Source organism: Thalassobius sp. MITS945101 (genome assembly GCF_047123305.1).
In the GTDB taxonomy this organism is placed as follows: domain Bacteria; phylum Pseudomonadota; class Alphaproteobacteria; order Rhodobacterales; family Rhodobacteraceae; genus Thalassobius.
Genome location: NZ_CP138918.1, coordinates 942,156 through 965,474, shown reverse-complemented (window position 1 = coordinate 965,474; position 23,319 = coordinate 942,156). Strand labels below are relative to the sequence as shown.

Here is a 23,319-nt window from a genome sequence, read left to right as displayed (position 1 = left end):
ATTTGGGGATCATTGAAAGACGTAAAAAAGGTGGCCTCCGTGTTGGGGCCGCCTTTCTGTATTCTATTGAGTTATGGGCTTAGGCGCGGACCAGCGCCTCATAGGCTTCGGAGATTTCGCGGGTCAGTGTGCCTACTTCGAAGGTGAAGTCACCGATCTGGCCTACAGGCGTGACCTCAGCCGCGGTGCCGGTCAGCCAGCACTGTTCGAACGAGGCCAGCTCTTCCGGCAGGATGTGGCGTTCAATCACGTTCACACCGCGGTCTTTCAGCATGCCGATCACGGTTTGGCGGGTGATGCCGTTCAGGAAAGCGTCAGGCTTGGGGGTGTGCACTTCACCGTCTTTTACGAAGAAGATATTCGCGCCCGTCGCCTCGGCCACATAGCCGCGGTAGTCATACATCATCGCGTCCGAGCAGCCTTTGTCTTCGGCGGCGTGTTTCGACATGGTGCAGATCATGTAGAGCCCGGCGGCCTTGGCTTCATGCGGGATGGTGGCCGGGTCTGGGCGGCGCCATTTGGCAATGTCCAGCTTGGCGCCTTTCATCTTGGCGTCGCCATAGTAGTTGCCCCATTCCCAGGCAGCGACGGCGACCTGCACCGGGTTTTTGCGCGACGCAACACCCATGTCTTCGCCCGCGCCGCGCCAGGCCACAGCCCGTACGTAGGCGTCTTGCCAGCCGTTGGCTTTCAGCACCTCGTATTTGGCGGCTTCCAGCTCTTCGACAGAGTAGGGGATGTCCATGTCCAGCAGGTCGGCCGATTTGATCAGGCGTTCAGAGTGTTCCACCGATTTGAAGATCTTGCCGTTGTAGCAGCGTTCTCCTTCGAACACTGAGGAGGCATAGTGCAGCGCGTGGCTGAGAATGTGGACATTGGCATCCCGCCATTCCACCAGTTTGCCATTCATCCAGATCTTGCCGTCGCGATCGTCATAACCGGCCATTGTCGTCTCTCCTGCCCCAAGCGGGTGTCTGCGGGTATTTTCAAAAATTGCGCTGAATCGGTCCGGAGCGGTCATATTCTTGCGCGAAAACTGAGATTCGGTAGCATTCCGTTCTTGGAAAGTCAACAAGACTGACATAAGCTGATGAAACCATTGGCATTAGGTAGTTTTCGGAGGATTTGATGAGCGACGTCAGCACGGGCGAGAACCTCCTGTTCCTTACCGACGAGCAATTGCGACAGGGCATCGAGGCGATGTTCTTTGCCTATCGTGGATTTACTGCCGATCCGGATCGCATTCTGGCTGGCATGGCCTATGGGCGGGCGCATCACCGGGCGATCCACTTTATCAATCGGGCGCCGGGCACCACCGTCAACAACCTGCTGATCCTTCTGGGTGTGACCAAACAATCGCTGAACCGTGTGCTGCGGACGTTGATTGAGGATGGTCTGGTGGAAAGCCGGGTTGGGGTGACCGACAAGCGCGAGCGCAACCTCTATCTAACCGAAGCGGGGCAGGAGTTGGAGCGCAAGCTGTCTGACGCCCAACGCGCCCGCATGCGGGCGGCCTATCGTGCGGCGGGGCCTCAGGCCGTGGCAGGGTTCCGAAAGGTGCTGGAGGCGATGATGGATCCTGAGATGCGGCGCAAATATCACGCCCTGCGGGAGAGCGGCACATGAGCGACGTTGATGCCCATCTGCTGATCGTTGACGATGATGAACGTATTCGCAGCCTGCTGCAGAAGTTTCTGATCCGGAACGGATTTTTGGTCTCTGCTGCGCGGGACGCAGCACATGCGCGGCGGTTGTTGTCGGGCTTGGATTTTGACCTGATTGTACTGGATGTGATGATGCCGGGCGAAGATGGTGTCAGCCTGACCCGCGATCTGCGTCAGAGCATGGCGACGCCGATCCTGTTGCTGACGGCCAAAGGTGAAACCACCGATCGGATTGCGGGGCTGGAAGCGGGGGCGGATGACTATCTGTCGAAACCGTTTGAGCCCAAAGAGCTGCTGTTGCGGATCAACGCCATTCTGCGCCGTATGCCGGACCCGGAAACCAAAGACGAAGCGCCCAAGGTGCTGAGCCTTGGCCCGATCCGCTATGACATCGACCGGGGCGAATTGTGGCGCGGTGACGAAATGGTGCGGCTGACCGCCACCGAAAGCCAGCTGATGAAGATCTTCTCGGCCCTGCCCGGTGAAGCGATCAGCCGGGCCAAACTGGTGGAGGATCTGGGCCGTGACCGCGGGCAGGCACAGGAACGGGCAGTGGACGTGCAGATCACCCGTCTGCGACGCAAGCTGGAGAGTGACCCGAAACAGCCGCGCTATCTGCAAACGGTGCGTGGCGCGGGGTACATGCTGGCGCCGGATTAAGGCGTCTAACCAAGATTGACCTGTGGCGGCAGCCCTCTAAGCTGCCGCCATGACCACTGCGCTATATACTCATCCCGATTGTCTGAACCATGAAACGCCCACGGGCCATCCCGAACAGGTGGCGCGGCTGCAATATGTGGAGGCTGCGCTTGCCGGGTTAGATCTGGAGCGCCGCTTTGCGCCGCTGTGTGACACTGCCGATATCCTGCTCTGCCATCCGCAAAGCCACATTGACCATATTGCCAACTCCCTGCCCGAGACGGGAAAGCGGGCGTTGGACGGGGATACCTTTGTTTCTGCCGGTTCTTACGTGGCGGCGCAGCGCGCCGTTGGGGGTGCCGTGGCCGCGGTGGATGCGGTTCTGGCGGGTGAGGTGGAGAACGCTTTTGTCGCCTGTCGGCCTCCAGGGCATCACGCTGAGGCAGTTAAAGAGATGGGGTTCTGCCTGTTTGGCAACGTTGCCATCGCCGCGCGGCATGCGATGGAACGCCATGGGCTGACCCGCGTGGCGATTGTGGATTTCGATGTACATCACGGCAACGGTACGCAAGCGCTGTTGTGGGAGGAACGGCGGGTGCGGTTTTTCTCGAGCCAGGAACATCCGCAATGGCCAGGTTCAGAGGCAGAAGGCGAACGGGGCAAGTATGACCAGATCGTCAACATTCGGCTGCCTTCAGGTACAGGCGGCACGGAGATGCGGGCGGCTTACCGCGAACAGGTTCTGCCGATGATCGATACCTACGCGCCCGAATTGATCCTGATCTCTGCTGGGTTTGATGCACACCGCGCGGACCCCTTGGCCGGGCTCAATTGGGAGGAGGCGGATTATGTTTGGCTGACGCATCAGCTCTGCGATCTGGCCGAGAAACATTGCCAACGTCGCGTTGTCTCGACTTTGGAGGGCGGATATGATCTGACGGCGCTGGCGGCTTCGGCCGCTGCACATGTTCAGGTTTTGATGGAGAGGGGCGCATGAGCGAGAAACCCGTCGGCGAGATGAGCTTCGAAGAAGCGATGCGAGAGCTGGAAACTGTTGTTGGCCAGCTGGAGCGTGGCGATGTTGCGCTGGAGGATTCCATCAAGCTCTATGAGCGTGGCGCGCAATTGAAGGCACGTTGCGAGGCCAAGCTGAAAGAGGCCGAGGAAAAGGTTGCCGCAATCACGCTGGATGGTGACGGGCAGCCCAATGGTCTGAAACCTGTCGAAGGCCTCTAAGTGTTTGAAACCCGTTTGAAAGACGCCGCATCGCGGGTGCAGGTGCATCTGGATGCCGTGATTGGTGCGATGGGCGACCTGCCGGTGGTGCAGGCGATGTCCTATGCCAGCGCGGGCGGCAAACGGCTGCGTGCTTTTCTGGTGATGGAAAGCGCCCGCCTGCATGGGATTGCGGCTGAACAGGCGGTTTGGGCGGCGGCGTCGGTTGAGGCACTGCATGCCTATTCGCTGGTCCATGATGACCTGCCTTGCATGGATGACGACGATTTGCGCCGTGGCTTGCCGACGGTGCATGTGAAATGGGATCAGGCCACGGCAGTTCTGGCGGGCGATGCACTGCAGACTTTGGCGTTTGAGCTGCTGTCACGCGAAGAGGCCGCCGCGGATCCGTTGGTGCGGGCCGATCTGGTGCTGCGCATGGCGCGGGCTGTTGGGGCCGAGGGGATGGTCAAAGGGCAGGCGCTGGATATCGCAGCCGAAACCGCAGACACGCCTCTGACGCTGGAACAGATCACCGAATTGCAGGCCGGTAAGACCGGCGCGCTGATCGAATGGTCTGCCTGTGCAGGGGCGGTTTTGGCGGGAGCCGACACCAAGGCGCTGAGCATCTACGCGCAAAAACTGGGTCTGGCCTTCCAGATCTGGGACGATGTTCTGGACGTCGAAGGAGACGCTGAAACCGTTGGTAAGGCCGTCGGCAAAGACGCTGATGCGGGCAAGGCAACCTTTGTGTCCCTGCTGGGGCTGCCTGCGGCAAAATCCCGCGCAGAAACCTTGGTGAAAGAGGCCTGTGACGCCCTAGATTGCTATGGTGGCGAGGCCGAAACCTTGCGGCAAGCAGCGCGTTTCGTTATCTCGCGACACAGCTAGAATCCCACCCCGGAGGGGGCCATGTCAGACAGACCCGATACACCGCTTCTCGATCAGGTGAATGCACCTGCGGATTTGAAACGGTTCAATGATGCGCAGCTGCGCCAGATCGCGGATGAACTGCGGCAGGAAACCATTTCCGCCGTGTCCGAAACCGGCGGCCATCTTGGCGCTGGTCTGGGTGTGGTGGAGCTGACCGTGGCAATCCATTCGGTTTTTGACACCCCGCGGGACAAGTTGATCTGGGATGTGTCGCACCAATGTTATCCGCATAAGATCCTGACCGGTCGTCGCGACCGGATCCGCACCCTGCGGCAGCAGGACGGGCTGTCGGGCTTCACCAAACGCTCTGAATCGCCCTATGACCCTTTTGGCGCGGCGCATAGCTCGACCTCGATCTCGGCGGGCCTCGGCTTTGCTGTGGCGCGGGATCTGGGTGGCAACCCTGAGGCGGGTCTGGGCGATGCCATTGCGGTGATCGGAGATGGCTCGATGTCGGCAGGCATGGCCTTTGAGGCGATGAACAACGCGGGCCATCTGGGCAAACGCCTGTTTGTGGTGCTGAACGACAACGATATGTCGATTGCCCCGCCGGTGGGGGCGCTGTCGAACTATCTGAACCGCCTGTATACCGTTGAGCCGCTGCAGGATTTCAAACAGGCCGCCAAAGGCGCGGTTAGCCTGTTGCCCGAACCCTTCCGTGAAGGGGCGAAGCGGGCCAAGGAAATGATCAAGGGCATGACCATTGGCGGCACCCTGTTCGAGGAGCTGGGCTTCACCTATGTCGGGCCGGTGGATGGTCACGACATGCCGCAGCTGCTGCAGGTGATGCGAACCTTGAAGGCGCGGGCCACTGGTCCGGTGCTGATCCATGTGCAGACCAAAAAAGGCAAGGGCTACGCCCCCGCAGAGGCCGCGCTGGACAAGGGCCATGCTACTGCCAAGTTCGACGTTCTAACCGGCAAGCAGCACAAGGCACCTTCGAACGCACCCAGTTACACCAACGTGTTCTCCAAAGCTTTGCTGGCCGAGGCGGCGGTGGATGACAAGATCACTGCAGTGACGGCCGCAATGCCGGACGGCACCGGCTTGGGGCTGTTTGCGGAACGCTACCCGAGCCGGTGTTTTGACGTTGGCATTGCCGAACAGCACGGTGTGACCTTTGCCGCTGGTCTGGCGGCCGGGGGGATGAAGCCGTTCTGCGCGATGTATTCGACCTTCCTGCAGCGGGGCTACGATCAGGTGGTGCATGACGTCGCCATCCAGCGTCTGCCGGTGCGTTTTGCCATTGACCGTGCGGGTCTGGTTGGGGCGGACGGCGCAACCCATGCGGGCAGTTTTGACGTGGCTTATCTGGCGAACCTGCCGGGTATCGTGGTCATGGCGGCGGCAGATGAGGCCGAGCTGATGCATATGGTGGCCACAGCGGCCGCACATGACGAGGGGCCGATTGCCTTCCGCTATCCACGTGGTGAAGGGGTGGGCATCGACCTGCCGGAACGCGGCACACCGCTGGAAATTGGCAAAGGCCGGATTATCCAGGAGGGCAGCCGCGTGGCGATCCTGTCTTTCGGCACCCGCCTGCAAGAGGTGATGAAGGCCTGTGACAGTCTGGCGGCCAAGGGGATCACACCCACCGTCGCAGATGCTCGTTTCGCCAAACCCTTGGATGAGGATTTGATCCGTGAACTGGCCGCGAATCACGAGGTTCTGATCACAATTGAAGAAGGCGCTGTGGGCGGCTTTGGCAGCCATGTGGCCCAGTTTTTGGCCGAAGACGGTGTTTTCGACCGTGGAATCAAGTTCCGGTCGATGGTTCTACCGGACATTTTCATCGATCAGGCCAGCCCGAAGGCAATGTATGACATCGCAGGCTTGAACGACTCCGATATTGAGGCGAAAATATTAGAACTACTGAATATTGCGTCAATTGGAGAGAAGAGAGCATGAAAAAGATTGCGTTTGCTGCCTTTAGCGCAGCTCTTATTGCCTCACCATCGCTTGCCGGTAATGTTGAAGCGGTCCGTATTGAACCCGAAGTGATCGAAGCCGCCGCGGCGGCCTCCTCGGCCGACGGGATGATTATTATGGGGATCATGATTACGATTGTTCTGCTGGCGGCCCTGAGCACCAGCACCGGCTCGTCCTACTCGATGTACTGAGGTCCGTAGGTCCCCGAAACAAGGTGGGCCTACCCCCGACAAAGCGTCATGCGGCTTCAATCTGTCGCCTGACGCCTCCCCGCTTGCTTGATGTTGGGTTTGAGGCTGCGCAACCCTGAAGGGTTTGTTCTGAACGTGGACGTCAAAAACAGCGCAAACTGCGCCATTTTTTCAACGATCTTCGACAATTATTCGCGATATCGCCCATTTTTCATATATGCGGCGATCTTTCCGGCTTTAGGCTTTTTTCAATAACTAAAAACTTTACCTGAACGTTACCTGGAGGAAATCAATATGAAACGAATTCTCGCTCTGCCCGCAGCTCTGCTGGCTCTGGCGTCGCCGGCACTGGCTGGCAATGTAGATGCAGCCCGCATTGAGCCCGAAGTGATCGAGGCCGTGGCGGCCTCCTCTTCCGCGGATGGGCTGATCATCATGGGGATCATGATCACTGTGGTTCTGCTGGCTGCGCTGCAAAGCACCTCCAGCAGCATGTACTACCCGACCTAAGGGCAAAGCAGCCGTTTTGCCCGCCGTTTTTTGGGCAAAACGTTGCAATATTGCGATATTTTTTCAACGGTTTCGTCTTTCTCGCGAAGGGCGCAACCTTTTTGTTGAGGGTGATTGGGCGGAACGCCATTTTCGCTTCGAATAAGAATCGCAAGTTTTGGAGAATACCTATGAAACGTCTCGTAGCTCTGCCGGCCGCTCTGGTCGCTCTGGCCACGCCCGCCCTCGCCGGTAACCCCGGTGCCTCGCGCATTGAACCTGAAGTCATCGAAGCCGCTGCGGCGTCTTCTTCGGCGGATGGCATGGTCATCATGGGTATCATGATCACTGCCGTGCTGCTGGCCGCTCTGAAGTCCACGACTGCGCCTGTTTCGCCGTAAGACCAACGTGTCTGGCGAATGGAAAAATGGCCCCGCGGGGCCATTTTTTGTGACTGGGTTATGCCTCTGCCTGCTCAGATGCCAAAAGCGCGGCCAGCCCGGATCGATAGTCGGGATGTTTCAGCGCCACGCCCAGTTCTTCTTTGATACGATCATTCCGCACCCGTTTGGATTCCGCATAAAAGCTGCGCGCCATCGGCGTCATCTCGGCAGTGTCGAAATCAACCGCCTCCGGCACCGGCAGGTCTAGCAATTCAGCCGCATGGGCAATCACATCCTCGGGGGGGGCGGGATCATTGTCACACAGGTTATAGGCTGCACCGGGATTGGGCCGGTCGATCGAGGCTGCCAAGACCTGCGCGATGTCGTCCACATGGATGCGGCTAAACACCTGCCCCTCTTTGATGATCCGCCGGGCAGTGCCGTTACGCACCTTGGCAAAAGGTCCCCGTCCGGGACCGTAGATGCCCGCCAGACGGAAGATGTGCAGCGGCAGGCCGGGGATGGAGCGCCAGGCTGTTTCGGCCTCAACGCGCAGCTGGCCGCGACGGGTTGAGGGTTTCATGGGCGTGTCCTCATCGACCCAACCGCCCTGATGATCGCCATAGACGCCGGTGGTGGACAGGTAGCCCACCCAGTCAAAATGGGCGGCGCGGGCGGTGATCTGACCCTCGTAGCGGCGCAGTGTGGGGTCGCCCTCTGCATCGGGACCGGAGGAAATCAGCAGGTGGCTGGCCGTGCCGATGTGTGCCGACAGGTCGTCCGCCCACAGCACCGGTTCCACACCTGCGGCCCGCAGGCGGTCCAATTTCTCAGGCTTCCGTGTGGTGCCGATCACCCGCCATCCGGCAGGCACCAGCAAAGCCGCCAGCGCCGCAGCGGAATAGCCGTGGCCAAAAGAGAGAAGTGTCTTGGTCATTCTTCTGCCTCATCCTGATCTCCTGCCAACAACGCTTCGGTGATGGCACAGCGCTCGCCGTCATAGAACATGTCCAGCACCTGTGCAAAGACCGGATGTGATCCCGAGAGGCTGGCGAACAACGTCGCACAGCTGCGCAGCTTGCCAGCGTCAACACGGCCCAGAATGACTTCGGCGGGCATGTCGAGATGTTGTAGCATCAACTCCGTCATATGCACCAACCGCGGCCCCAGAACCGGATGCGCCAGATAGGCCTGCGCCTCGCGCACGCCGTCCAGCCCGTAATAAAGCGAGAAGTCCGACCGTCCCAGCCCCAGAAGCTGCGGGTAGACGTACCACATCCAATGCGAGGTTTTACGGCCTGCCGAAATTTCCCGTTCGGCGGCGTCATAATTGCGGGCCTGCGCCTGAACAAAGCGATCCAGGTCCAGCGCCAATTCATCGGTCAGGTCTTTGGTCATTTGTCCTCAGCAGTCAGCGGGCGCGAAGGCACCCAGGCATATCCATCGGGGTCAAGGATCACCGCCTCGCGCAGCCCGTGGGGTTTGTTCTTCGGTGCTTGCAGCACCACGGCACCCAGTTCAGTCGCACGTGCGGCGGCCTGATCGGGATCGGTCTCATAGAGCCGCAGCTCAATCCCCGCCCCCCTTGGCGGAATGTCGGGCAACAGCCCCGAGAGCGGATGGTTGGCAAAGGCGCCGTCGCTGTGCAGCTGAAACACCTGATCGCCGTAGCGCAGGATGGCAAAGTCTGCCGAGGGTTGAAAGGCCGCCATACCAAAGAGATCGGTCAGAAACTCCACATGGGCCTGCACGTCCCGCACCAGCAGATTCAGTCCCATCCCGCGCAAACCAGCCCCGAAATCCTCGGGGCTCACCGTGTTATAGTCCAATTTCCGCCACTCCTGTTCCGATGACGACAGATTGTCACAGGAATGGTTGAACCTGTGTTCCACCCATGTCAACGTGAGGCGAAAAGGGAACGCATAATGCCCAATTCACAGGATGTGATGATCGAAACCCCCGTATTGCCGGGGGCAGAGGATTTCACCAATGCCACCGCTGCCGTTGACCGTCTGGAGATGCTCTATAACGGCGCGACCAGTTTTCTGGCGCAGAATTTCCGCGCTGCAATGGAAAGTGGCCACGCGGATCGCCGCTACCGCGCCTTCTATCCAGAGGTCCGGATCACCACCACAACTCATGCCAAGGTCGACAGCCGGTTGAGCTTCGGCCATGTGTCGCGCCCCGGCCGTTTCGCCGCCACGATCACCCGACCGGACCTGTTCCGCAACTATCTGGAACAGCAGATTGGTCTGTTGATGCACAATCACGGCGTTGCGGTGGAAATCGGTTTGTCCGACACCCCAATCCCTGTGCATTTTGCGGTTGCCGGTGAGGCGGATATCACCGTGCCACAAGAAGGCGCGGCGGATTTCATTCTGCGTGACGTCTTTGATGTGCCGGATCTCAGCACCACCAATGATGACATCGTTAACGGCACCTATGAGCTGCCCGAAGATGGCACCATGCCACTGGGGCCGTTCACCGCGCAGCGGGTCGATTATTCGCTGGCCCGTCTCAGCCACTACACCGCCACCGACCCTGAGCATTTCCAGAACCACGTGTTGTTCACCAACTACCAGTTCTATGTCTCGGAGTTTGAGGCCTACGCCCGCAAAATGCTGGCGGATCCGGACAGCGGCTACACCTCCTTTGTGGCCGTTGGTAACGCCGAGATCACGGATGCCGACCAAGAGCTGATGGCGTCGCCCAAGATGCCACAGATGCCGACCTATCACCTGAAACGCCCCGATGGCTCGGGGATTACACTGGTGAACATCGGGGTGGGGCCTTCTAACGCCAAAACCGCGACTGACCACATTGCCGTGCTGCGGCCCCATGCCTGGATCATGGTCGGCCATTGTGCCGGTCTACGAGGATCGCAAAGCCTCGGGGATTTTGTTCTCGCCCATGCTTACCTGCGCGAAGACAAGGTGCTGGATGACGACCTGCCGGTTTGGGTGCCTGTGCCTGCTTTGGCCGAGATCCAGGTGGCAATGGAAATGGCCGTGGCCGAGGAAACTCAGCTTGACGGTTATGACCTGAAACGGGTGATGCGGACGGGCACTGTGGCCAGTCTTGATAACCGGAACTGGGAATTGCGCGACCAAACCGGCCCGGTCCAACGCCTCAGCCAGTCCCGCGCCATTGCGCTGGATATGGAAAGCGCCACCATCGCCGCAAACGGCTTCCGTTTCCGTGTGCCCTACGGCACGTTGCTCTGTGTCAGCGACAAGCCGTTGCACGGAGAGCTCAAACTGCCCGGAATGGCCTCAGACTTCTATAAAACACAGGTTTCGAGGCATTTGCTTATTGGCATTCGGGCCATGGAAAGGCTAAGGAATATGCCGTTGGAACGCATCCATAGTCGGAAACTGCGCAGTTTCGATGAAACCGCGTTCCTTTGACCCGGGGTAAACCAGTCTTTTTTGCTAGTTTCGGCGTAGTTGCAGAACACAATTCGTTGTGTTTATACGCCACATACCGTTAAATACGCGCGAAGAGGCCCAAGTGATCGGGCGAATTAAGGAGACCTAAAAAATGGCAAAACCGATGACCAAGACCCAGCTGGTAGCTGCGCTGGCCGAGGAAATGGGCGCGGAAAAGAAAACCGCAAGCGCTGCTCTCGACGCTGTTGTGTCGATCATCACCAATGAAGTATCGGGCGGCGGTGCCGTAACCTTGCCCGGCATCGGCAAAATCTACTGCCGCGAGCGCCCCGAGCGCATGGTGCGCAACCCTGCCACCGGTGAGCAGATCAAAAAAGACGCGGACAAGGTTGTGAAAATGACCATCGCGAAAGCGCTGAAAGACAGCGTAAACGCCTAAGTCTGCATCTGCCAGATTACGGAAAGGGTCGCCTCAGGGCGGCCCTTTTTGTTTGGGGTGCTTGTGTTCAACACCGGACAACATACCTTGCTTCTGTATTTCAAAGCCCAAGGATTGCCCCATGCCACCCAAGAAGATCAGCCTGCAGACCGCAGCCGAAACACAGATCACGGATGTTTGGGATCCTCATGTTGTGGGGGATGTGAACGACAGTCAGGTGAAAGTGGCCAAATTTGGCGCGGTTTTTGATTGGCATTCCCATCCCAACGAGGATGAGGCGTTCTTTGTGGTGTCCGGCCGCATCGCGCTCGATTTCCGCGATGGGGTGGTGGAGATGGGGCCGGGCGATTTTCTGACCGTGCCGCGTGGGGTCGAGCATCGACCTCGGGCGCTGACGGAACGTCCGATTGTGGTGATGTTTGAACCTGCCACCACGCTGAACACGGGGGATGCGGACAGTGACAAAACCGTTGCCGAGCTGAAACGTCTACAGCCGTAGACCTCAAAGAAAAGTCTGCACCTCAATCACATAGCCATTGGGATCCTCGCAGAAAAAACTGTAGATCCCAAACTGCTCGATTTTTTCCGGGGCGCCCTGCAGCTTGGCGCCTTTGGCCTGCAGCCGGTCATACCAGCCGTCCACGTCCTCCCGCAGCAGGGTAATCATGCCGCCGCTGGGGTTCACCACACGGTCTGCGAACGCGCGGCACACGCCGATCAATGCGCCTTCGCCCGCCTCATAGACCCGCGCTGCACCGGCGTCCCGCCACAGCGGCAGGCCTAGGACATCGCCGTAGAACGCCGCTGTTTCCGCCAGATCGTGGCAGTAAACCCAGGTGATCATGCTGGCGGTGCCCGTGCCCTTGGTGCCCGTGTCCTTGGTATCTGTGTCCTGGGCCATCGAACCCTCCGTAGTTGTCCGGCTTGTGATCCACCGAAGTGGCGTGTTAGCTGGCCGGCAAGGGAACACGGGACGCAGGGCAGGGCAAGAGATGAACGCAGGTGCAATCGGATTGGGGCTGGCTTTTGCCCTCATGTGGTCTTCGGCCTTCACCTCGGCGCGGGTGATCGTGGAATATGCGCCGCCCATGGCCTCGCTGTCGCTGCGCTTTCTGATCTCTGGCCTGATCGGAGTCGGCCTCGCGCTGGCGCTGGGGCAGAGCTTCCGGCTCAGCCGGGCGCAGTGGAAGGCAACGGTGATATTTGGCGTCTGTCAGAACGCGCTTTACCTCGGACTATACTTTGTGGCGATGCAGACGATCGAAGCCTCGCTGGCCTCCATCTTTGCCTCGACCATGCCATTGATGGTGGCGCTGGCGGGCTGGGCGATCTTTCGGGACCGTTTGCCGCGACTGGCCGTGGCTGGTCTGGTGCTAGGCATCATCGGCGTCGTCCTGATTATGGGCGCGCGGGTGGGCACCGGCGTGGACCCCTTTGGCGTGACATTGTGCATTATCGGCGCGGTGGCCCTAACCGTGGCCACGCTGTCTGTGCGCGGGGCCTCTTCGGGGGGCAATGTGATGATGATCGTGGGGTTGCAGATGTTGGTGGGATCCGCCTGTCTGGCGGTGCCTGCGGCGATGCTGGAAACCATTGAGGTCACGCTCAGCTGGCAGCTGGTGGTCGCCTTTGTCTACACCACCTTGGTGCCCGGTCTGGCCGCCACCTGGGTCTGGTTCACCTTGGTCAACCGGATTGGCGCAGTGAAGGCGGCGACCTTCCACTTCCTCAACCCGTTTTTCGGCGTTGCTATTGCGGCCGCATTGCTGGGCGAACGACTGGGCATGCTCGACGTGATCGGCGTGGCGGTGATTGCAGCGGGCATTCTGGCGGTGCAGCTGTCCAAGCAGAAACCGACATAATCCCGCACGAGGACGTGAAGACCCGTCACGGCATTGTCGGATGACATCGCCAGCCGTTCGCCGCATTTTACCGGCATGGAATTGCTGTTTGGATATCTGGCGGGGCTGCTGACCCTGATCAACCCTTGTGTCTTGCCGGTGTTGCCCATCGTGCTGGCCGGAGCCTTGCAGGCGCACCGGCTGGGGCCGGTGGCGCTGGCGCTAGGCATGGGGGTGAGTTTTGTCAGCTTTGGCCTGTTGGTCAGCGGTTTTGGCTTTGCCCTTGGCATTGATGCGCAGATGATTTCCGACGCCGGGGCGGTGTTGATGATCGGTTTTGGCCTGATCCTGCTAGTGCCCCGGCTTTCCACCGCATTCACAACTGCCACAGCGGGCATCGCCGCCTCTGCTGATGGGCAGCTGAACACTCTGGATCACAGCAGCCTGCGCGGCCAGTTTCTGGGCGGTCTGTTGCTGGGCGCGGTTTGGAGCCCCTGTATCGGCCCCACGCTGGGGGGCGCCATTTCGCTAGCCTCACAAGGTGGCAGCCTGCTGTGGGCTGGCGCGATCATGGTTAGCTTTGCCACCGGGGTCGGTACCATCATTCTTGCGCTGGGCTATGGTGCGCGCGGGCTGTTGATCCGCCACAAAGGTGTGATGCGGTTGATTGCGGAAAAGGCCCGTCCGGCGATGGGCGTCGTGTTCCTGGCTGTGGGCCTCGCCCTGTTGTTCCGTCTGCAACACTACGCTGAGGCCTGGGCGGTCAACGCCTTGCCCTATTGGCTGCAAGACCTCTCTGTTCGCTTCTGAAGAAGGATAAGACTATGAAACGTCGTGATTTCATCGCCCTTGGGGCCGCTACGCTGTTGACCGCTGGTGTCGCCGGAGCGGCATGGGCGGAGCCGTTGGATTATACCGAAGGTCTCGCCAAGGCGCATCTGGCCAAGGGGGAGGTGGTGTTCCTCGACTTCAAGGCGGACTGGTGTTCCACCTGTGCTGCGCAGGAACGGGCGATCACCGCGCTGATGGCGGAAAACCCTGCCTATGCGGAGAAAATCACCTTCATCAATGTGGACTGGGATCAGTACGGCCGTTCAGATCTGGTGAAAGAGCTGCGTATTCCACGTCGTTCAACGCTTGTGGCCCTGCAGGGTGAGGCCGAGATTGGCCGCATTGTGGCGGACACCAAGAAAAGCACCATCAAAGCCTTGATGGATCAGGCGTTGGCAGCTGGATCTTAACGCGACTTAGGTCAGCAGGAACAGCAGGCTGGAGAGGGTGAAAAACGCCCCGACCGTTGCCGCCAGCAGCGCGATGGAGGCGATGCCCTCATGCCCGTATTCCTGCGCAAAGACCACGTAAAGCACCAGCATCGGCATGGCGGCGGACATCACCGCCGCGAGCCACATCTCAGGGCTGAGCGCAGGCATCCCCAGCATCGGCAGGGCCACTGCAGCCAGCATCACCATCGCCGGATTGACGAACAGCTTGCCGATCAGGATCTGCACCGCCAGCGTCATCTCTCCGCGCAGGGGCAGGCCGACCAGTGAGCCACCAATCATCACCAATGCAAGCGCCGAGGCAGAGGCCGCCAGCATATCCAGCAAACGGAAGGCGGCGGATGGCAGTTCGACATCCAGAACCAGCAGCGCCAAACCACTGAGCAGCCCGATGAACATGGGCCGTTTCAAAATTGACAGGAACAGCCGCCCCAGCATCCGCAGCTTGTTCTTTTCCCCAGTGTCGCGGGCGCTTTCCAGAAACATCAGCCCCAGCGGGATCAGCAGGAAGTTTTCCACCAGAAAGTTCAGCGCCAGCACAATGCCGGCCTGATCGGGCAGGATCATCAGCATCACCGGATAGCCGACATAGGCCGAATTCGGGCAACAGCTGCCCATTGCGCCGATTGCGCGGCGGGCCGGGCCGGTGCCCTGCGCCAGCAGGGCCAGATAGACCAGCGCGAAGGTTGCCACCCCGCCAAGAGCAAAGACCAGCGCGTAGTTGAATTGCAGAACCTCGGCCAGATCGCGCCGTGCCACGGCAGCGCAGAGCAGAGCAGGCAGGGCGATGTTCAGCACATATTTACCAAGGATCTTCATGTCGCTCTGGGCGAAAACCCCAAAACGCACCGCAGCATATCCAAGCGCGATGGTGGCGAAAATCGGGAAGGTGATGCCGAGGATATCAAACATATCAGGGGGCTGCCCCAGTCCAATGGTCCGGCGCGTCGGTGCCGATCTCCCCGGCCAGATCGTTTAGGAAGTGCTGCATAAGGTTGGTGCGTTCGTGGGCAATCTCGGCCCCGGTTTGGGTCAGCATACCTTGGCCCAGTTGCAGCAGTTTCAGCGGGAAATGGTCCAATGCCTGCGCTTTATCATCAAGGGGACGGTCAAGGGCAAAGGGATCCACCGGATCGTAAAGCGGACGCCGCAAAGCGCCTGAAACGGCGAAACAACGGGCCAGACCAATGGCCCCGATGGCATCGAGCCTGTCAGCATCCCGCAGGATGCGCGCTTCGAGGGATTGAGGCTCTATTCCAGCCGAAAAGCTATGTGCGGCGATGACATGCTGACTGGCAGCAACCTCCTCAGGCACATAGCCCAAGCGCGTCAAATGTGGCGCGGCCGCTGCTGCGGCCTGGGTCGAAGCCTCGGCCCGGTTGGGGGCATCTTTGGGCAGGTTCACCAGATCATGCAGATAGGCACCGGCCAGTAGAATACGCAGATCGCCATCCTCAGTAGTGGCGATGCGGTGGCAGCTGGCCCAGACCCGATCCAGATGGGCCAGATCATGGGCGCTGTCCTGAGCCATCTCCTGTGCGGCGATCACGCGCAGGGCGTCGCGCAGGGCCTCCATCAGCCGATGGTGCCGCGGTTTTCGCCGATCTGGCCACGGTGCAGCAACAGGTGATCCAGGATCACACAGGCCATCATCGCCTCGGCCACTGGCACCGCACGGATACCGACGCAAGGATCGTGACGGCCCCTGGTGATCACCTCGATCGGGGTGCCATCTTTGCGGATCGACTGGCGCGGCGTTAGGATCGACGATGTTGGCTTGACCGCAAACCGCACAACAACATCCTGCCCGGTGGAAATGCCACCCAAGATTCCGCCCGCATGGTTCGAGCTGTAGACCGGCTGCCCGTCATTGCCCATGAAGATCTCATCGGCGTTTTCGGTGCCACGCAGTGCGGCTGCTGCCATGCCTTCGCCAATTTCCACGCCCTTCACAGCGTTGATCGACATCATCGCGGCTGCCAGATCGGTGTCCAGCTTGTTGTAGATCGGTGCGCCGATGCCCGCAGGGACGCCGCGCGCCACAACCTCAACCACCGCCCCGACCGAGTCATGGTCTTTGCGCAGTTTCTGCAGATAGTTTTCCCACTCTTGCGCCTGTTCAGGGCCCTGCGGGATCCAGAAATCGTTCTGGTCGATCGCGTCCCAATCGAAGGCGTCGCGATCAATCTCCATCTCGCCCATGCGGGTCATGTAACCCTTGATCTCCAGCCCCGGCACCAGCGCCTTGATTGCCTCGCGCGCAACACCACCGGCCGCGACACGGGCCGCGGTTTCGCGGGCCGAAGAGCGGCCGCCGCCGCGATAGTCGCGGTTGCCGTATTTCTGGTGATAGGTGATGTCGGCGTGCCCGGGACGGAAGGTCTGGGCGATGTCGCCATAGTCCTTGGAGCGTTGATCGGTGTTTTCGATCATCAACTGGATCGGGGTGCCGGTGGATTTGCCCTCAAACACGCCCGACAAGATTTTCACCGCATCGGGTTCGTTCCGTTGGGTGGTGTTCTTGTTCTGGCCCGGGCGCCGCTTATCCAGCCACACCTGCAGCATTTCCGGCGTCACTGGTACCTCAGGTGGGCAACCGTCCACAGTGGCGCCAAGCGCCGGCCCATGGCTTTCGCCCCAGGTGGTGACACGGAAAAGATGACCGAAAGAATTCATGCTCATGTGGGCGTCCCCTTTGCTTGTCTCCCCTTTAGCCGGATTGCGCAGAGGGGGGAAGGGACCGGCCCAGCAAAAAGGCCACTGCCCGTTGGGGCGTGGCCTTTCCGTCATGGCTATGGGCGGTTCAGAGCTGACAGGGGTCAGTCGTCACAATCATAAAGCTCGCAATAGGTCGGTGCTGAGGGGCCAGAGTGCAGGCCGGTGATCGCAAAACCGTCGTGAAAGCCCGAGTGTGGATGGAAGCTGCCACGGTCGAACCGGCCATCGCCTTTGAGGGCGATGTTCAGCGTCAACGCGATGTTCTGGCTGGTCTCACCGTCAAGACGGTGCTGGCCGGCGCTCGCACGCAGTGTGACGGGCACGGCGGCCGGCTTGGTCAAGCGCCAATCCAGCGTCAGGCCATAGCGCTGCAAATCGGCCAGCGACAGGGATTCGTGGTCATAGTAGGCCCCAACGGCAAAGCGGGAGCCAAAACGGCGTTGGACATCCAGACCAAAAGTCTTGGCTTTGTCTGTGACGCCAAGCGCGCCGTAGTCCGACTGACCCAAATAACCGGTGACACGCCAATCCGCATGCTCCAGCCGCGCTTGCAGACCATAGGTTCGGGTGTCGTGGCTGGTCAGCCAAGTGTAACCGCCCCAGTCGTAATAAAGGCCCAGCTCGACCATATCGTTCACGTCATAGGTCAGGGCGGCGGAAAGACGGTGGATTGAACTGGCGCCGCGCCGAGCGTTGGACGGGGCGCCACTGGCGGCACCCAATTCAAAACCGATCCGATCTGTCAGTGTGCCTGAGGCGTCAAGCGACACATAACGGCTCTCAAAGGTTGCGGTGTTAAAACTCAGCCGATTTTGGCTGATATTCAGATCCAGGGTGTTCAGTTCGATTGCGTGGGCCGGAATTGCGGATACGACAGCGCATAGCGCTGCGGCTGCCGAGAAGGCATTAGGGTAGTTCATTTGATACTCGTTACTTGGGGATTAGGCACCCGCCGCTTGGCGGGCGCCATAAGCTTGCCGGTGGGTTTAGCAGCCCGGGATACAGGCGCCGAAGTCCGGCATCATCGAAATCGCGTTGATCGCGATGGTGTGTTTGTTGAAGCTGCGGCGGCCCTTGTTCGCCACCTCGCCCGACAGCGGCACCGACAGGGTCAGCGAAACTGTATCGAACTCATCAAAATCACCGGTGTAGCGGCTGAAAGACCCCAGGATGTAGACCGGACGGGTGCTGCCCGCGCCGCCGATCTGGTAACCGGCGGTCACGCCGTAGACCATGTTGTCTTCGAAATCACTGAACTCCTGTGTGAAGAACAGGCCCAGGTTCAGTTTTTCGGTCGCCTGAAAGCCCAGATCTATCCCCACAGCGGTTTGATCCGCAGGGGCGCCCAGCGGGGTGACTTCGTTTTTGCCAAAGAAGCCTTCCAGCGACCAATCACCTGAGGCAATGCCACCGGACAGCCCGTAGGTGTTCACCTTGCGAACCATGCCGCCTGCACCGGCAAGATCATTCACCTCGCGGTAAACACCCACAAACTTGCCCTCGCCAAGGGCAAACCGCCCCTCGATGCCAAAGCGCGTGTCGCCGGTGCCATCCTCAACGATGCTAGCGGCACCATTGATGTTCAGCGTGAAAGACGGGCCAAAGCTCAGCACGGCCTCGCCGCCGATGAGGCTTTCGCCGACACCGTCATAGGATTGGTCTGCGTTAATTTTGGTGTAGTCCAGCGCCAGGCTGGACAGTTCAACCGCGGTGGCAGAGCTTGCTGCCAGCGCCAGCCCGGTGGTCAGGGCCAAGGTCTTCAAAGTCATTATTGTCTCGTTCTTCTGGTTCTTGTGATGTGTGGAGCACATTCGGCGGGTTCTTTAACGTCCTCGCCCTCCAGAGGAAACGGCAGTTGAGTACATCGTTTAAGGAATTGAAAAAACTTAACTAATTGTGTCTCATTTGCACCTTCCTTCACCGTATTGATACAGTGCAGCTGTGCCATTTCAGGCCTTTTGACCTGCAAGAATTGCACATTGTCATTGCGGGGCTGGCGCACTAGGTTCGCCCTCACCTCGGGGTGCCTTACCTGTAAGGCTGAGACGCATATCGCGGACCCGTAGAACCTGATCCGGTTAAGACCGGCGGAGGGAAGGCTTGGACCCGTGAGAAATCACTCCACCCCCACACTCCGCCCGTCGCAGAATGGAGTGATACCGATGAAGTATCTCGCACTTGCCACGGGACTGTTTGCCGCCACCGCCGCTGTGGCCGACACACCTGTCCTCACTGTTTACACCTATGACAGCTTTGTTTCCGATTGGGGCCCCGGCCCGGCGGTTGAGAAAGCGTTCGAAGAGACCTGCGGCTGTGATCTGCAGCTGGTTGGCGCTGGCGACGGGGCCGCGCTTCTGGGCCGTTTGAAGTTGGAAGGCGCCCGTTCCGAGGCCGACATCGTGCTGGGTCTGGACTCCAACCTGACCGCTGCGGCGCTGGAGACCGGCCTGTTCACCGAACATGAGGTTGAGGCGGACTATGACCTGCCGATCGACTGGGCCGACAGCACCTTCGTGCCCTACGACTGGGGCTACTTTGCCTTTGTCCAAAACGCAGATCTCGACGGCCCGGCGGATTTCAAAGCGCTGGCGGACAGTGACCTGAAAATTGTCATTCAGGATCCCCGTTCCTCGACCCCCGGTCTGGGCCTGCTGATGTGGGTGAAAGCCGCTTACGGCGACGAAGCGCCTGCGATCTGGGCCGGTCTGGCGGACAATATCGTGACCGTCACCAAAGGCTGGTCCGAAGCCTACGGCCTGTTCCTGGAAGGCGAAGCGGACATGGTGCTGTCCTATACTACCTCGCCCGCCTATCATCTGATCGCCGAGGAAGACGCCAGCAAATCCGCGGCTGCCTTTGCCGAAGGTCACTACATGCAGATCGAAGTGGCTGGCAAAATCGCCTCCTCCGATCAGCAGGAACTGGCGGACAAATTCCTGTCCTTTATGGTCAGCGATGCTTTCCAGTCGATCATCCCGACCACCAACTGGATGTATCCCGCTGTGGTGCCGGCCGCTGGTCTGCCCGAAGGGTTTGAGACTCTGATCCAGCCGGAAAAATCTCTGATCTTGCCAGCGGCTGAGGCCCAACCGGTGCGCGATGTGGCGCTGGCCGAGTGGCTTGAGGCGCTCAGCAAATGATCCGCAGCTGGCCCGGTATCGGCGCAGCAGGCCTAGTCCTGCTTTGTCTCATCGGGCCGCTGATCGCGGTGTTTCTCCGCGCGGGGGAGGCAGGGTTTGCCTCCCTCTCTTTGGGCGCAGCCGATTGGGCGGCGCTTAGGTTCTCCGTCTTTCAGGCGGTGCTTTCGGCCAGCTTCTCAACCCTGTTGGCGATCCCAGTGTCCCGCGCTCTGGCGCGACGGCGGTTTCGGGGGCGCGGATTGCTCATCACCCTGCTGGGCGCGCCCTTCATCCTGCCGGTGATCGTGGCGGTGATGGGGCTGCTGGCGGTCTTTGGCCGGTCTGGCCTGCTGTCGGATCTGCTGGCGCTGGTGAACCTGCCGCCGGTGCAGATCTACGGGCTGCATGGTGTGGTGCTGGCCCATGTGTTCTTCAATCTGCCGCTGGCCACCCGCATCCTGTTGCAGGCCTGGCAGGATATTCCAGCCGAGCGTTTCCGCCTTGCGGCCTCGGTCAACCTGACCGGCTGGCAGAGTTTCCGAGTGCTGGAGGCGCCGATGTTGGCGCGGGCTTTGCCGGGGGCGTGGTTGGTGATCTTTGCGCTTTGCCTCAGCAGTTTTGCCGTGGTGCTGGTTTTAGGGGGCGGGCCGAAGGCCACCACCATTGAACTGGCGATTTACCAGGCCTTTCGGTTCGACTTTGACCTTGCCCGTGCTGCGATGCTGGCATTGGTGCAGACGGTGATGGTGGGGCTGGTGGCGGTTGTGGCCCTGCGCCATGACGCCGGTCAGGCGATGGGTTCGGGGCTGGACCGTGTGGTGCAACGCTGGGACACCACGCCGCTGACCAAAGCGCTGGACGTCACGGCGTTGGGCCTTGCCACGTTGTTTCTGATCCTGCCAATCGCGATGGTGGCGATCGAAGGGGGGATGGGGCTTGGCCAATTGCCACCACAGGTCTGGGCGGCTTTGCAGGTCTCGCTGATGATGGCGCTGGCTTCGACCTTTGTGACGCTGGCGCTGGCTTTGCCCATCGGTCTGGCCGCCATCCGGCATCCCCGGTTGGAAATGGTGGGGCTGATCGGCATTGTCAGTTCGCCCTTGGTGCTGGGCACCGGCCTGTTTCTGATGATCCACCCCTTTGCCAACCCGATGAAGCTGGCCTTTGTGGTGACCGCTTTTGTCAACGCGCTGATGGCGCTGCCCTTTGCCTTGCGGGTGCTGGTCCCCGCCCTAAAGCAAAGCGAAGTGGGTTTTGGCCGTCTGGCGGATGCCTTGGGTCTGACCGGCTGGGCGCGGCTGCGGTTCCTGTTGCTGCCACGGGCGCGGCGGCCCCTAGGCTTTGCGGCGGGGCTGACGGCGGCGCTGTCGATGGGGGATCTGGGGGTGATTGCCCTGTTTGCTGACCCCAACCGCGCCACATTGCCCTTGCAGATGTATCGTCTGATGGGGTCTTACCGGATGGAGGCAGCGGCGGGCGCTGGTCTGCTCTTGCTGGTCAGCAGCCTCGCCCTGTTCTGGATTTTCGACCGAGGAGGCCGCGGCCATGTTGAGGCTTGATCAACTGACGCTGCAACAAGAGGGCTTTGCCCTCGCCGCAGATCTGAGCGTGGAGACCGGCAGCAAGCTGGCCCTGATCGGGCCGTCGGGTGCGGGAAAATCGACCCTGTTGAACCTGATTTCGGGGTTTCTGGTGCCAAGCGGAGGTCGGGTAATCTGGGACGGGGTGGATCTGACGAGACTGGCACCGGGGGCGCGTCCAGTATCGATCCTGTTTCAGGACAACAATCATTTCCCGCATCTCTCGATTGCGCAAAACGTCGGTCTGGGAATACGTCCGAACCTGAAATTGACCGGCGCAGAGCAGCAGCAGGTTGAGGCCGCTTTGGCGCACGTCGGCCTGTCTGGACTGGGGCATCGCAAACCGGCAACTTTGTCAGGCGGGCAACAAAGCCGCGCCGCACTGGCCCGTGTCTTGGTGCAGAAGCGACCACTGGTTTTGCTGGATGAACCCTTCGCCGCGCTGGGGCCTGCGCTGAAGGCTGAGATGCTGGAACTGGTGGATCAGGTGCTGGCAGAGACCGGCGCAACCCTCATCATGGTCAGCCACCAACCCGAGGATGCCCGCGCCATTGCCAGCCATGTTTCGGTTGTCGCCGAAGGCACCGTCACCGCACCGATGGAAACGGCGCAGCTGTTTGCCAACCCGCCGCAAGCTTTGCGTGACTACCTAGGCGGTGCTTAGTCCAGTTTGCGCGCTTCATCGACCAGCATGATCGGAATGCCATTGCGGATCGGGAAAGCCAGATTGGCCGCTTGCGAGATCAGCTCCTGCGTGTTGGCGTCATAGTCCAACCGGCCCTGTGTCACAGGACAAATCAGCGCCTCTAGCATACGGCGGTCAAAACTGTGGGTGTCGCTCATTGCAGGATTTCCTCATCTTTGCCCCCGCGTAGCGCAAATTCGATCAGGGTGACAAGCGTTTCCCGTCGTGTGGACAGGCACGGCGCCTCTAACAGAGCCTGTTTATCCTCGGGTGCAAAATCAAGGATCATCGCCAGCGAGTTGATCATCAACTCGTCATCGGTATCCCCCAGGCTGTCCCAATCCGTATCCAGTCCCTTCAGAATAAAGAACCGTTCCAGCAACCCCATGAAGGTTTTGCGGTCAAAATGGGGGTCGTGTTCCTCGGGGCCGGTGTCTTTTTCAAACCCATCCCACCGCACCTCGCAGCGGCGGTAAGGGCTGAAACCCTGCAGCTCGCCACGAATGCGGAACCGGGAGATGCCGGTGAGGGTGATCATGTAGCGCCCATCCTCGGTTTCCGAGAACTGGGTGACGCGGCCAGCGCAGCCGATCTGATGCAGGTGATTGTCATCACAGCCTGGCCCAGCGGTTGGGCCCGCACAGGGCTGTACCATGCCAATGAGGCGCGAGGGCGTCTTCAGGCAATCCTCCAACATCGCCAGATAACGCGGCTCGAAAATATGCAGCGGCAAACGCGCCCGGGGCAGCAGCAAAGCGCCGGGAAGGGGGAACACCGGAATGGTGTCTGGAAGCGCGACCTTGGGTGTCATGCGAACAAATCTAG

The 23,319-nt window shown here is 60.2% G+C and carries 30 protein-coding genes and 1 riboswitch; of the genes, 18 read left to right on the top strand and 12 right to left on the bottom strand.

Annotated features, from left to right (window positions below):
• Positions 1–79: 79 nt before the first annotated feature.
• Positions 80–946 (bottom strand): branched-chain amino acid aminotransferase, encoded by an 867-nt coding sequence (locus SIC14_RS04990; protein ID WP_412564731.1) that lies wholly within the window; start codon positions 944–946, stop codon positions 80–82.
• 182 nt (positions 947–1,128) lie between these two features.
• Here SIC14_RS04990 and SIC14_RS04985 point away from each other — a divergent pair, with 182 nt between their 5' ends.
• From SIC14_RS04985 to SIC14_RS04945, 9 genes are all read left to right on the top strand, one after another.
• Entirely contained in the window at positions 1,129–1,626 is a 498-nt protein-coding gene (locus SIC14_RS04985; protein ID WP_412564730.1) for a MarR family winged helix-turn-helix transcriptional regulator, read from the top strand.
• Positions 1,623–2,324, top strand: a complete 702-nt coding sequence (locus tag SIC14_RS04980; protein WP_412564729.1) for a response regulator — start codon at positions 1,623–1,625, stop codon at positions 2,322–2,324. Before SIC14_RS04985 ends, SIC14_RS04980 begins: the two co-directional genes overlap by 4 nt.
• A gap of 49 nt (positions 2,325–2,373) precedes the next feature.
• The gene (locus SIC14_RS04975) at positions 2,374–3,300 is read left to right on the top strand and encodes a histone deacetylase family protein (protein WP_412564728.1); all 927 of its coding nucleotides are present in this window, start codon (positions 2,374–2,376) and stop codon (positions 3,298–3,300) included.
• Positions 3,297–3,539, top strand: coding sequence for an exodeoxyribonuclease VII small subunit (locus SIC14_RS04970; protein WP_412564727.1), 243 nt, complete (start codon positions 3,297–3,299; stop codon positions 3,537–3,539). Before SIC14_RS04975 ends, SIC14_RS04970 begins: the two co-directional genes overlap by 4 nt.
• On the top strand, positions 3,540–4,409 hold the full coding sequence (locus SIC14_RS04965) for a polyprenyl synthetase family protein (RefSeq protein ID WP_412564726.1): 870 nt from the start codon (positions 3,540–3,542) through the stop codon (positions 4,407–4,409).
• Between the two features lie 21 nt (positions 4,410–4,430).
• Entirely contained in the window at positions 4,431–6,359 is a 1,929-nt protein-coding gene (gene dxs / locus SIC14_RS04960; RefSeq protein WP_412564725.1) for a 1-deoxy-D-xylulose-5-phosphate synthase, read from the top strand.
• Positions 6,356–6,571 (top strand): hypothetical protein, encoded by a 216-nt coding sequence (locus SIC14_RS04955; protein ID WP_412564724.1) that lies wholly within the window; start codon positions 6,356–6,358, stop codon positions 6,569–6,571. The genes dxs and SIC14_RS04955 overlap by 4 nt, the downstream gene beginning before the upstream one ends.
• 294 nt (positions 6,572–6,865) lie before the next feature.
• A complete protein-coding gene (locus SIC14_RS04950; protein WP_412564723.1) occupies positions 6,866–7,081 on the top strand; it encodes a hypothetical protein in 216 nt (71 codons plus the stop codon).
• A gap of 170 nt (positions 7,082–7,251) precedes the next feature.
• On the top strand, positions 7,252–7,461 hold the full coding sequence (locus SIC14_RS04945) for a hypothetical protein (protein WP_412564722.1): 210 nt from the start codon (positions 7,252–7,254) through the stop codon (positions 7,459–7,461).
• Between the two features lie 58 nt (positions 7,462–7,519).
• Here SIC14_RS04945 and SIC14_RS04940 read toward each other — a convergent pair whose 3' ends face one another.
• From SIC14_RS04940 to SIC14_RS04930, 3 genes are read right to left on the bottom strand one after another with little or no spacing between them, the layout of a single operon-like run.
• A complete protein-coding gene (locus SIC14_RS04940; RefSeq protein ID WP_412564721.1) occupies positions 7,520–8,380 on the bottom strand; it encodes an SDR family oxidoreductase in 861 nt (286 codons plus the stop codon).
• Positions 8,377–8,841 carry a DUF1810 domain-containing protein gene (locus tag SIC14_RS04935; protein ID WP_412564720.1) on the bottom strand — a complete coding sequence of 155 codons (465 nt, stop codon included), beginning with the start codon at positions 8,839–8,841 and terminating at the stop codon, positions 8,377–8,379. Before SIC14_RS04935 ends, SIC14_RS04940 begins: the two co-directional genes overlap by 4 nt.
• On the bottom strand, positions 8,838–9,272 hold the full coding sequence (locus SIC14_RS04930) for a VOC family protein (protein ID WP_412564719.1): 435 nt from the start codon (positions 9,270–9,272) through the stop codon (positions 8,838–8,840). The genes SIC14_RS04935 and SIC14_RS04930 overlap by 4 nt, the downstream gene beginning before the upstream one ends.
• Positions 9,273–9,368: 96 nt before the next feature.
• Between SIC14_RS04930 and SIC14_RS04925 the strand changes: the two genes are divergently transcribed.
• The 3 genes from SIC14_RS04925 (at position 9,369) to SIC14_RS04915 (ending at position 11,770) form a co-directional block, all read left to right on the top strand.
• On the top strand, positions 9,369–10,850 hold the full coding sequence (locus SIC14_RS04925; protein ID WP_412564718.1) for an AMP nucleosidase: 1,482 nt from the start codon (positions 9,369–9,371) through the stop codon (positions 10,848–10,850).
• Between the two features lie 133 nt (positions 10,851–10,983).
• Positions 10,984–11,271 carry an HU family DNA-binding protein gene (locus SIC14_RS04920; protein ID WP_412564717.1) on the top strand — a complete coding sequence of 96 codons (288 nt, stop codon included), beginning with the start codon at positions 10,984–10,986 and terminating at the stop codon, positions 11,269–11,271.
• Between the two features lie 121 nt (positions 11,272–11,392).
• A complete protein-coding gene (locus SIC14_RS04915; protein ID WP_412564716.1) occupies positions 11,393–11,770 on the top strand; it encodes a cupin domain-containing protein in 378 nt (125 codons plus the stop codon).
• A gap of 3 nt (positions 11,771–11,773) precedes the next feature.
• Here the strand turns inward: SIC14_RS04915 and SIC14_RS04910 are convergent, their stop codons facing one another.
• Positions 11,774–12,172 (bottom strand): VOC family protein, encoded by a 399-nt coding sequence (locus SIC14_RS04910; protein ID WP_412564715.1) that lies wholly within the window; start codon positions 12,170–12,172, stop codon positions 11,774–11,776.
• 91 nt (positions 12,173–12,263) lie between these two features.
• Between SIC14_RS04910 and SIC14_RS04905 the strand changes: the two genes are divergently transcribed.
• Genes SIC14_RS04905 through SIC14_RS04895 form a run of 3 tightly spaced genes read left to right on the top strand, consistent with a single transcriptional unit; the run spans position 12,264 to position 14,353 of the window.
• Entirely contained in the window at positions 12,264–13,133 is an 870-nt protein-coding gene (locus tag SIC14_RS04905; protein WP_412564714.1) for a DMT family transporter, read from the top strand.
• A gap of 33 nt (positions 13,134–13,166) precedes the next feature.
• Positions 13,167–13,922, top strand: a complete 756-nt coding sequence (locus SIC14_RS04900; RefSeq protein WP_412564713.1) for a cytochrome c biogenesis CcdA family protein — start codon at positions 13,167–13,169, stop codon at positions 13,920–13,922.
• 14 nt (positions 13,923–13,936) lie between these two features.
• The gene (locus tag SIC14_RS04895) at positions 13,937–14,353 is read left to right on the top strand and encodes a thioredoxin family protein (RefSeq protein ID WP_412564712.1); all 417 of its coding nucleotides are present in this window, start codon (positions 13,937–13,939) and stop codon (positions 14,351–14,353) included.
• A gap of 6 nt (positions 14,354–14,359) precedes the next feature.
• Here SIC14_RS04895 and SIC14_RS04890 read toward each other — a convergent pair whose 3' ends face one another.
• From SIC14_RS04890 to SIC14_RS04870, 5 genes are all read right to left on the bottom strand, one after another.
• Positions 14,360–15,304: an AEC family transporter gene (locus SIC14_RS04890; protein WP_412564711.1), complete on the bottom strand. Its 945-nt coding sequence runs from the start codon at positions 15,302–15,304 to the stop codon at positions 14,360–14,362.
• 1 nt (position 15,305) lies between these two features.
• The gene (locus SIC14_RS04885) at positions 15,306–15,968 is read right to left on the bottom strand and encodes an HD domain-containing protein (protein ID WP_412564710.1); all 663 of its coding nucleotides are present in this window, start codon (positions 15,966–15,968) and stop codon (positions 15,306–15,308) included.
• A complete protein-coding gene (gene aroC, locus SIC14_RS04880; RefSeq protein ID WP_412564709.1) occupies positions 15,968–17,074 on the bottom strand; it encodes a chorismate synthase in 1,107 nt (368 codons plus the stop codon). The genes SIC14_RS04885 and aroC overlap by 1 nt, the downstream gene beginning before the upstream one ends.
• 137 nt (positions 17,075–17,211) lie before the next feature.
• Positions 17,212–18,030 carry a hypothetical protein gene (locus tag SIC14_RS04875; RefSeq protein ID WP_412564708.1) on the bottom strand — a complete coding sequence of 273 codons (819 nt, stop codon included), beginning with the start codon at positions 18,028–18,030 and terminating at the stop codon, positions 17,212–17,214.
• Between the two features lie 66 nt (positions 18,031–18,096).
• Entirely contained in the window at positions 18,097–18,879 is a 783-nt protein-coding gene (locus SIC14_RS04870; RefSeq protein WP_412564707.1) for a hypothetical protein, read from the bottom strand.
• A gap of 240 nt (positions 18,880–19,119) precedes the next feature.
• Positions 19,120–19,223, top strand: a riboswitch (TPP riboswitch).
• Between the two features lie 49 nt (positions 19,224–19,272).
• Here SIC14_RS04870 and thiB point away from each other — a divergent pair.
• From thiB to thiQ, 3 genes are read left to right on the top strand one after another with little or no spacing between them, the layout of a single operon-like run.
• Entirely contained in the window at positions 19,273–20,250 is a 978-nt protein-coding gene (thiB, locus tag SIC14_RS04865) for a thiamine ABC transporter substrate binding subunit (RefSeq protein WP_412564706.1), read from the top strand.
• On the top strand, positions 20,247–21,788 hold the full coding sequence (locus SIC14_RS04860) for a thiamine/thiamine pyrophosphate ABC transporter permease ThiP (protein WP_412564705.1): 1,542 nt from the start codon (positions 20,247–20,249) through the stop codon (positions 21,786–21,788). The genes thiB and SIC14_RS04860 overlap by 4 nt, the downstream gene beginning before the upstream one ends.
• On the top strand, positions 21,775–22,473 hold the full coding sequence (gene thiQ, locus SIC14_RS04855) for a thiamine ABC transporter ATP-binding protein (RefSeq protein WP_412564704.1): 699 nt from the start codon (positions 21,775–21,777) through the stop codon (positions 22,471–22,473). Before SIC14_RS04860 ends, thiQ begins: the two co-directional genes overlap by 14 nt.
• Here the strand turns inward: thiQ and SIC14_RS04850 are convergent.
• Both SIC14_RS04850 and SIC14_RS04845 read right to left on the bottom strand, forming a co-directional pair.
• Positions 22,470–22,652 carry a Trm112 family protein gene (locus SIC14_RS04850; protein ID WP_412564703.1) on the bottom strand — a complete coding sequence of 61 codons (183 nt, stop codon included), beginning with the start codon at positions 22,650–22,652 and terminating at the stop codon, positions 22,470–22,472. The genes thiQ and SIC14_RS04850 overlap by 4 nt on opposite strands.
• On the bottom strand, positions 22,649–23,305 hold the full coding sequence (locus tag SIC14_RS04845; protein WP_412564702.1) for an LON peptidase substrate-binding domain-containing protein: 657 nt from the start codon (positions 23,303–23,305) through the stop codon (positions 22,649–22,651). The genes SIC14_RS04850 and SIC14_RS04845 overlap by 4 nt, the downstream gene beginning before the upstream one ends.
• Between the last annotated feature and the right edge of the window lie 14 nt (positions 23,306–23,319).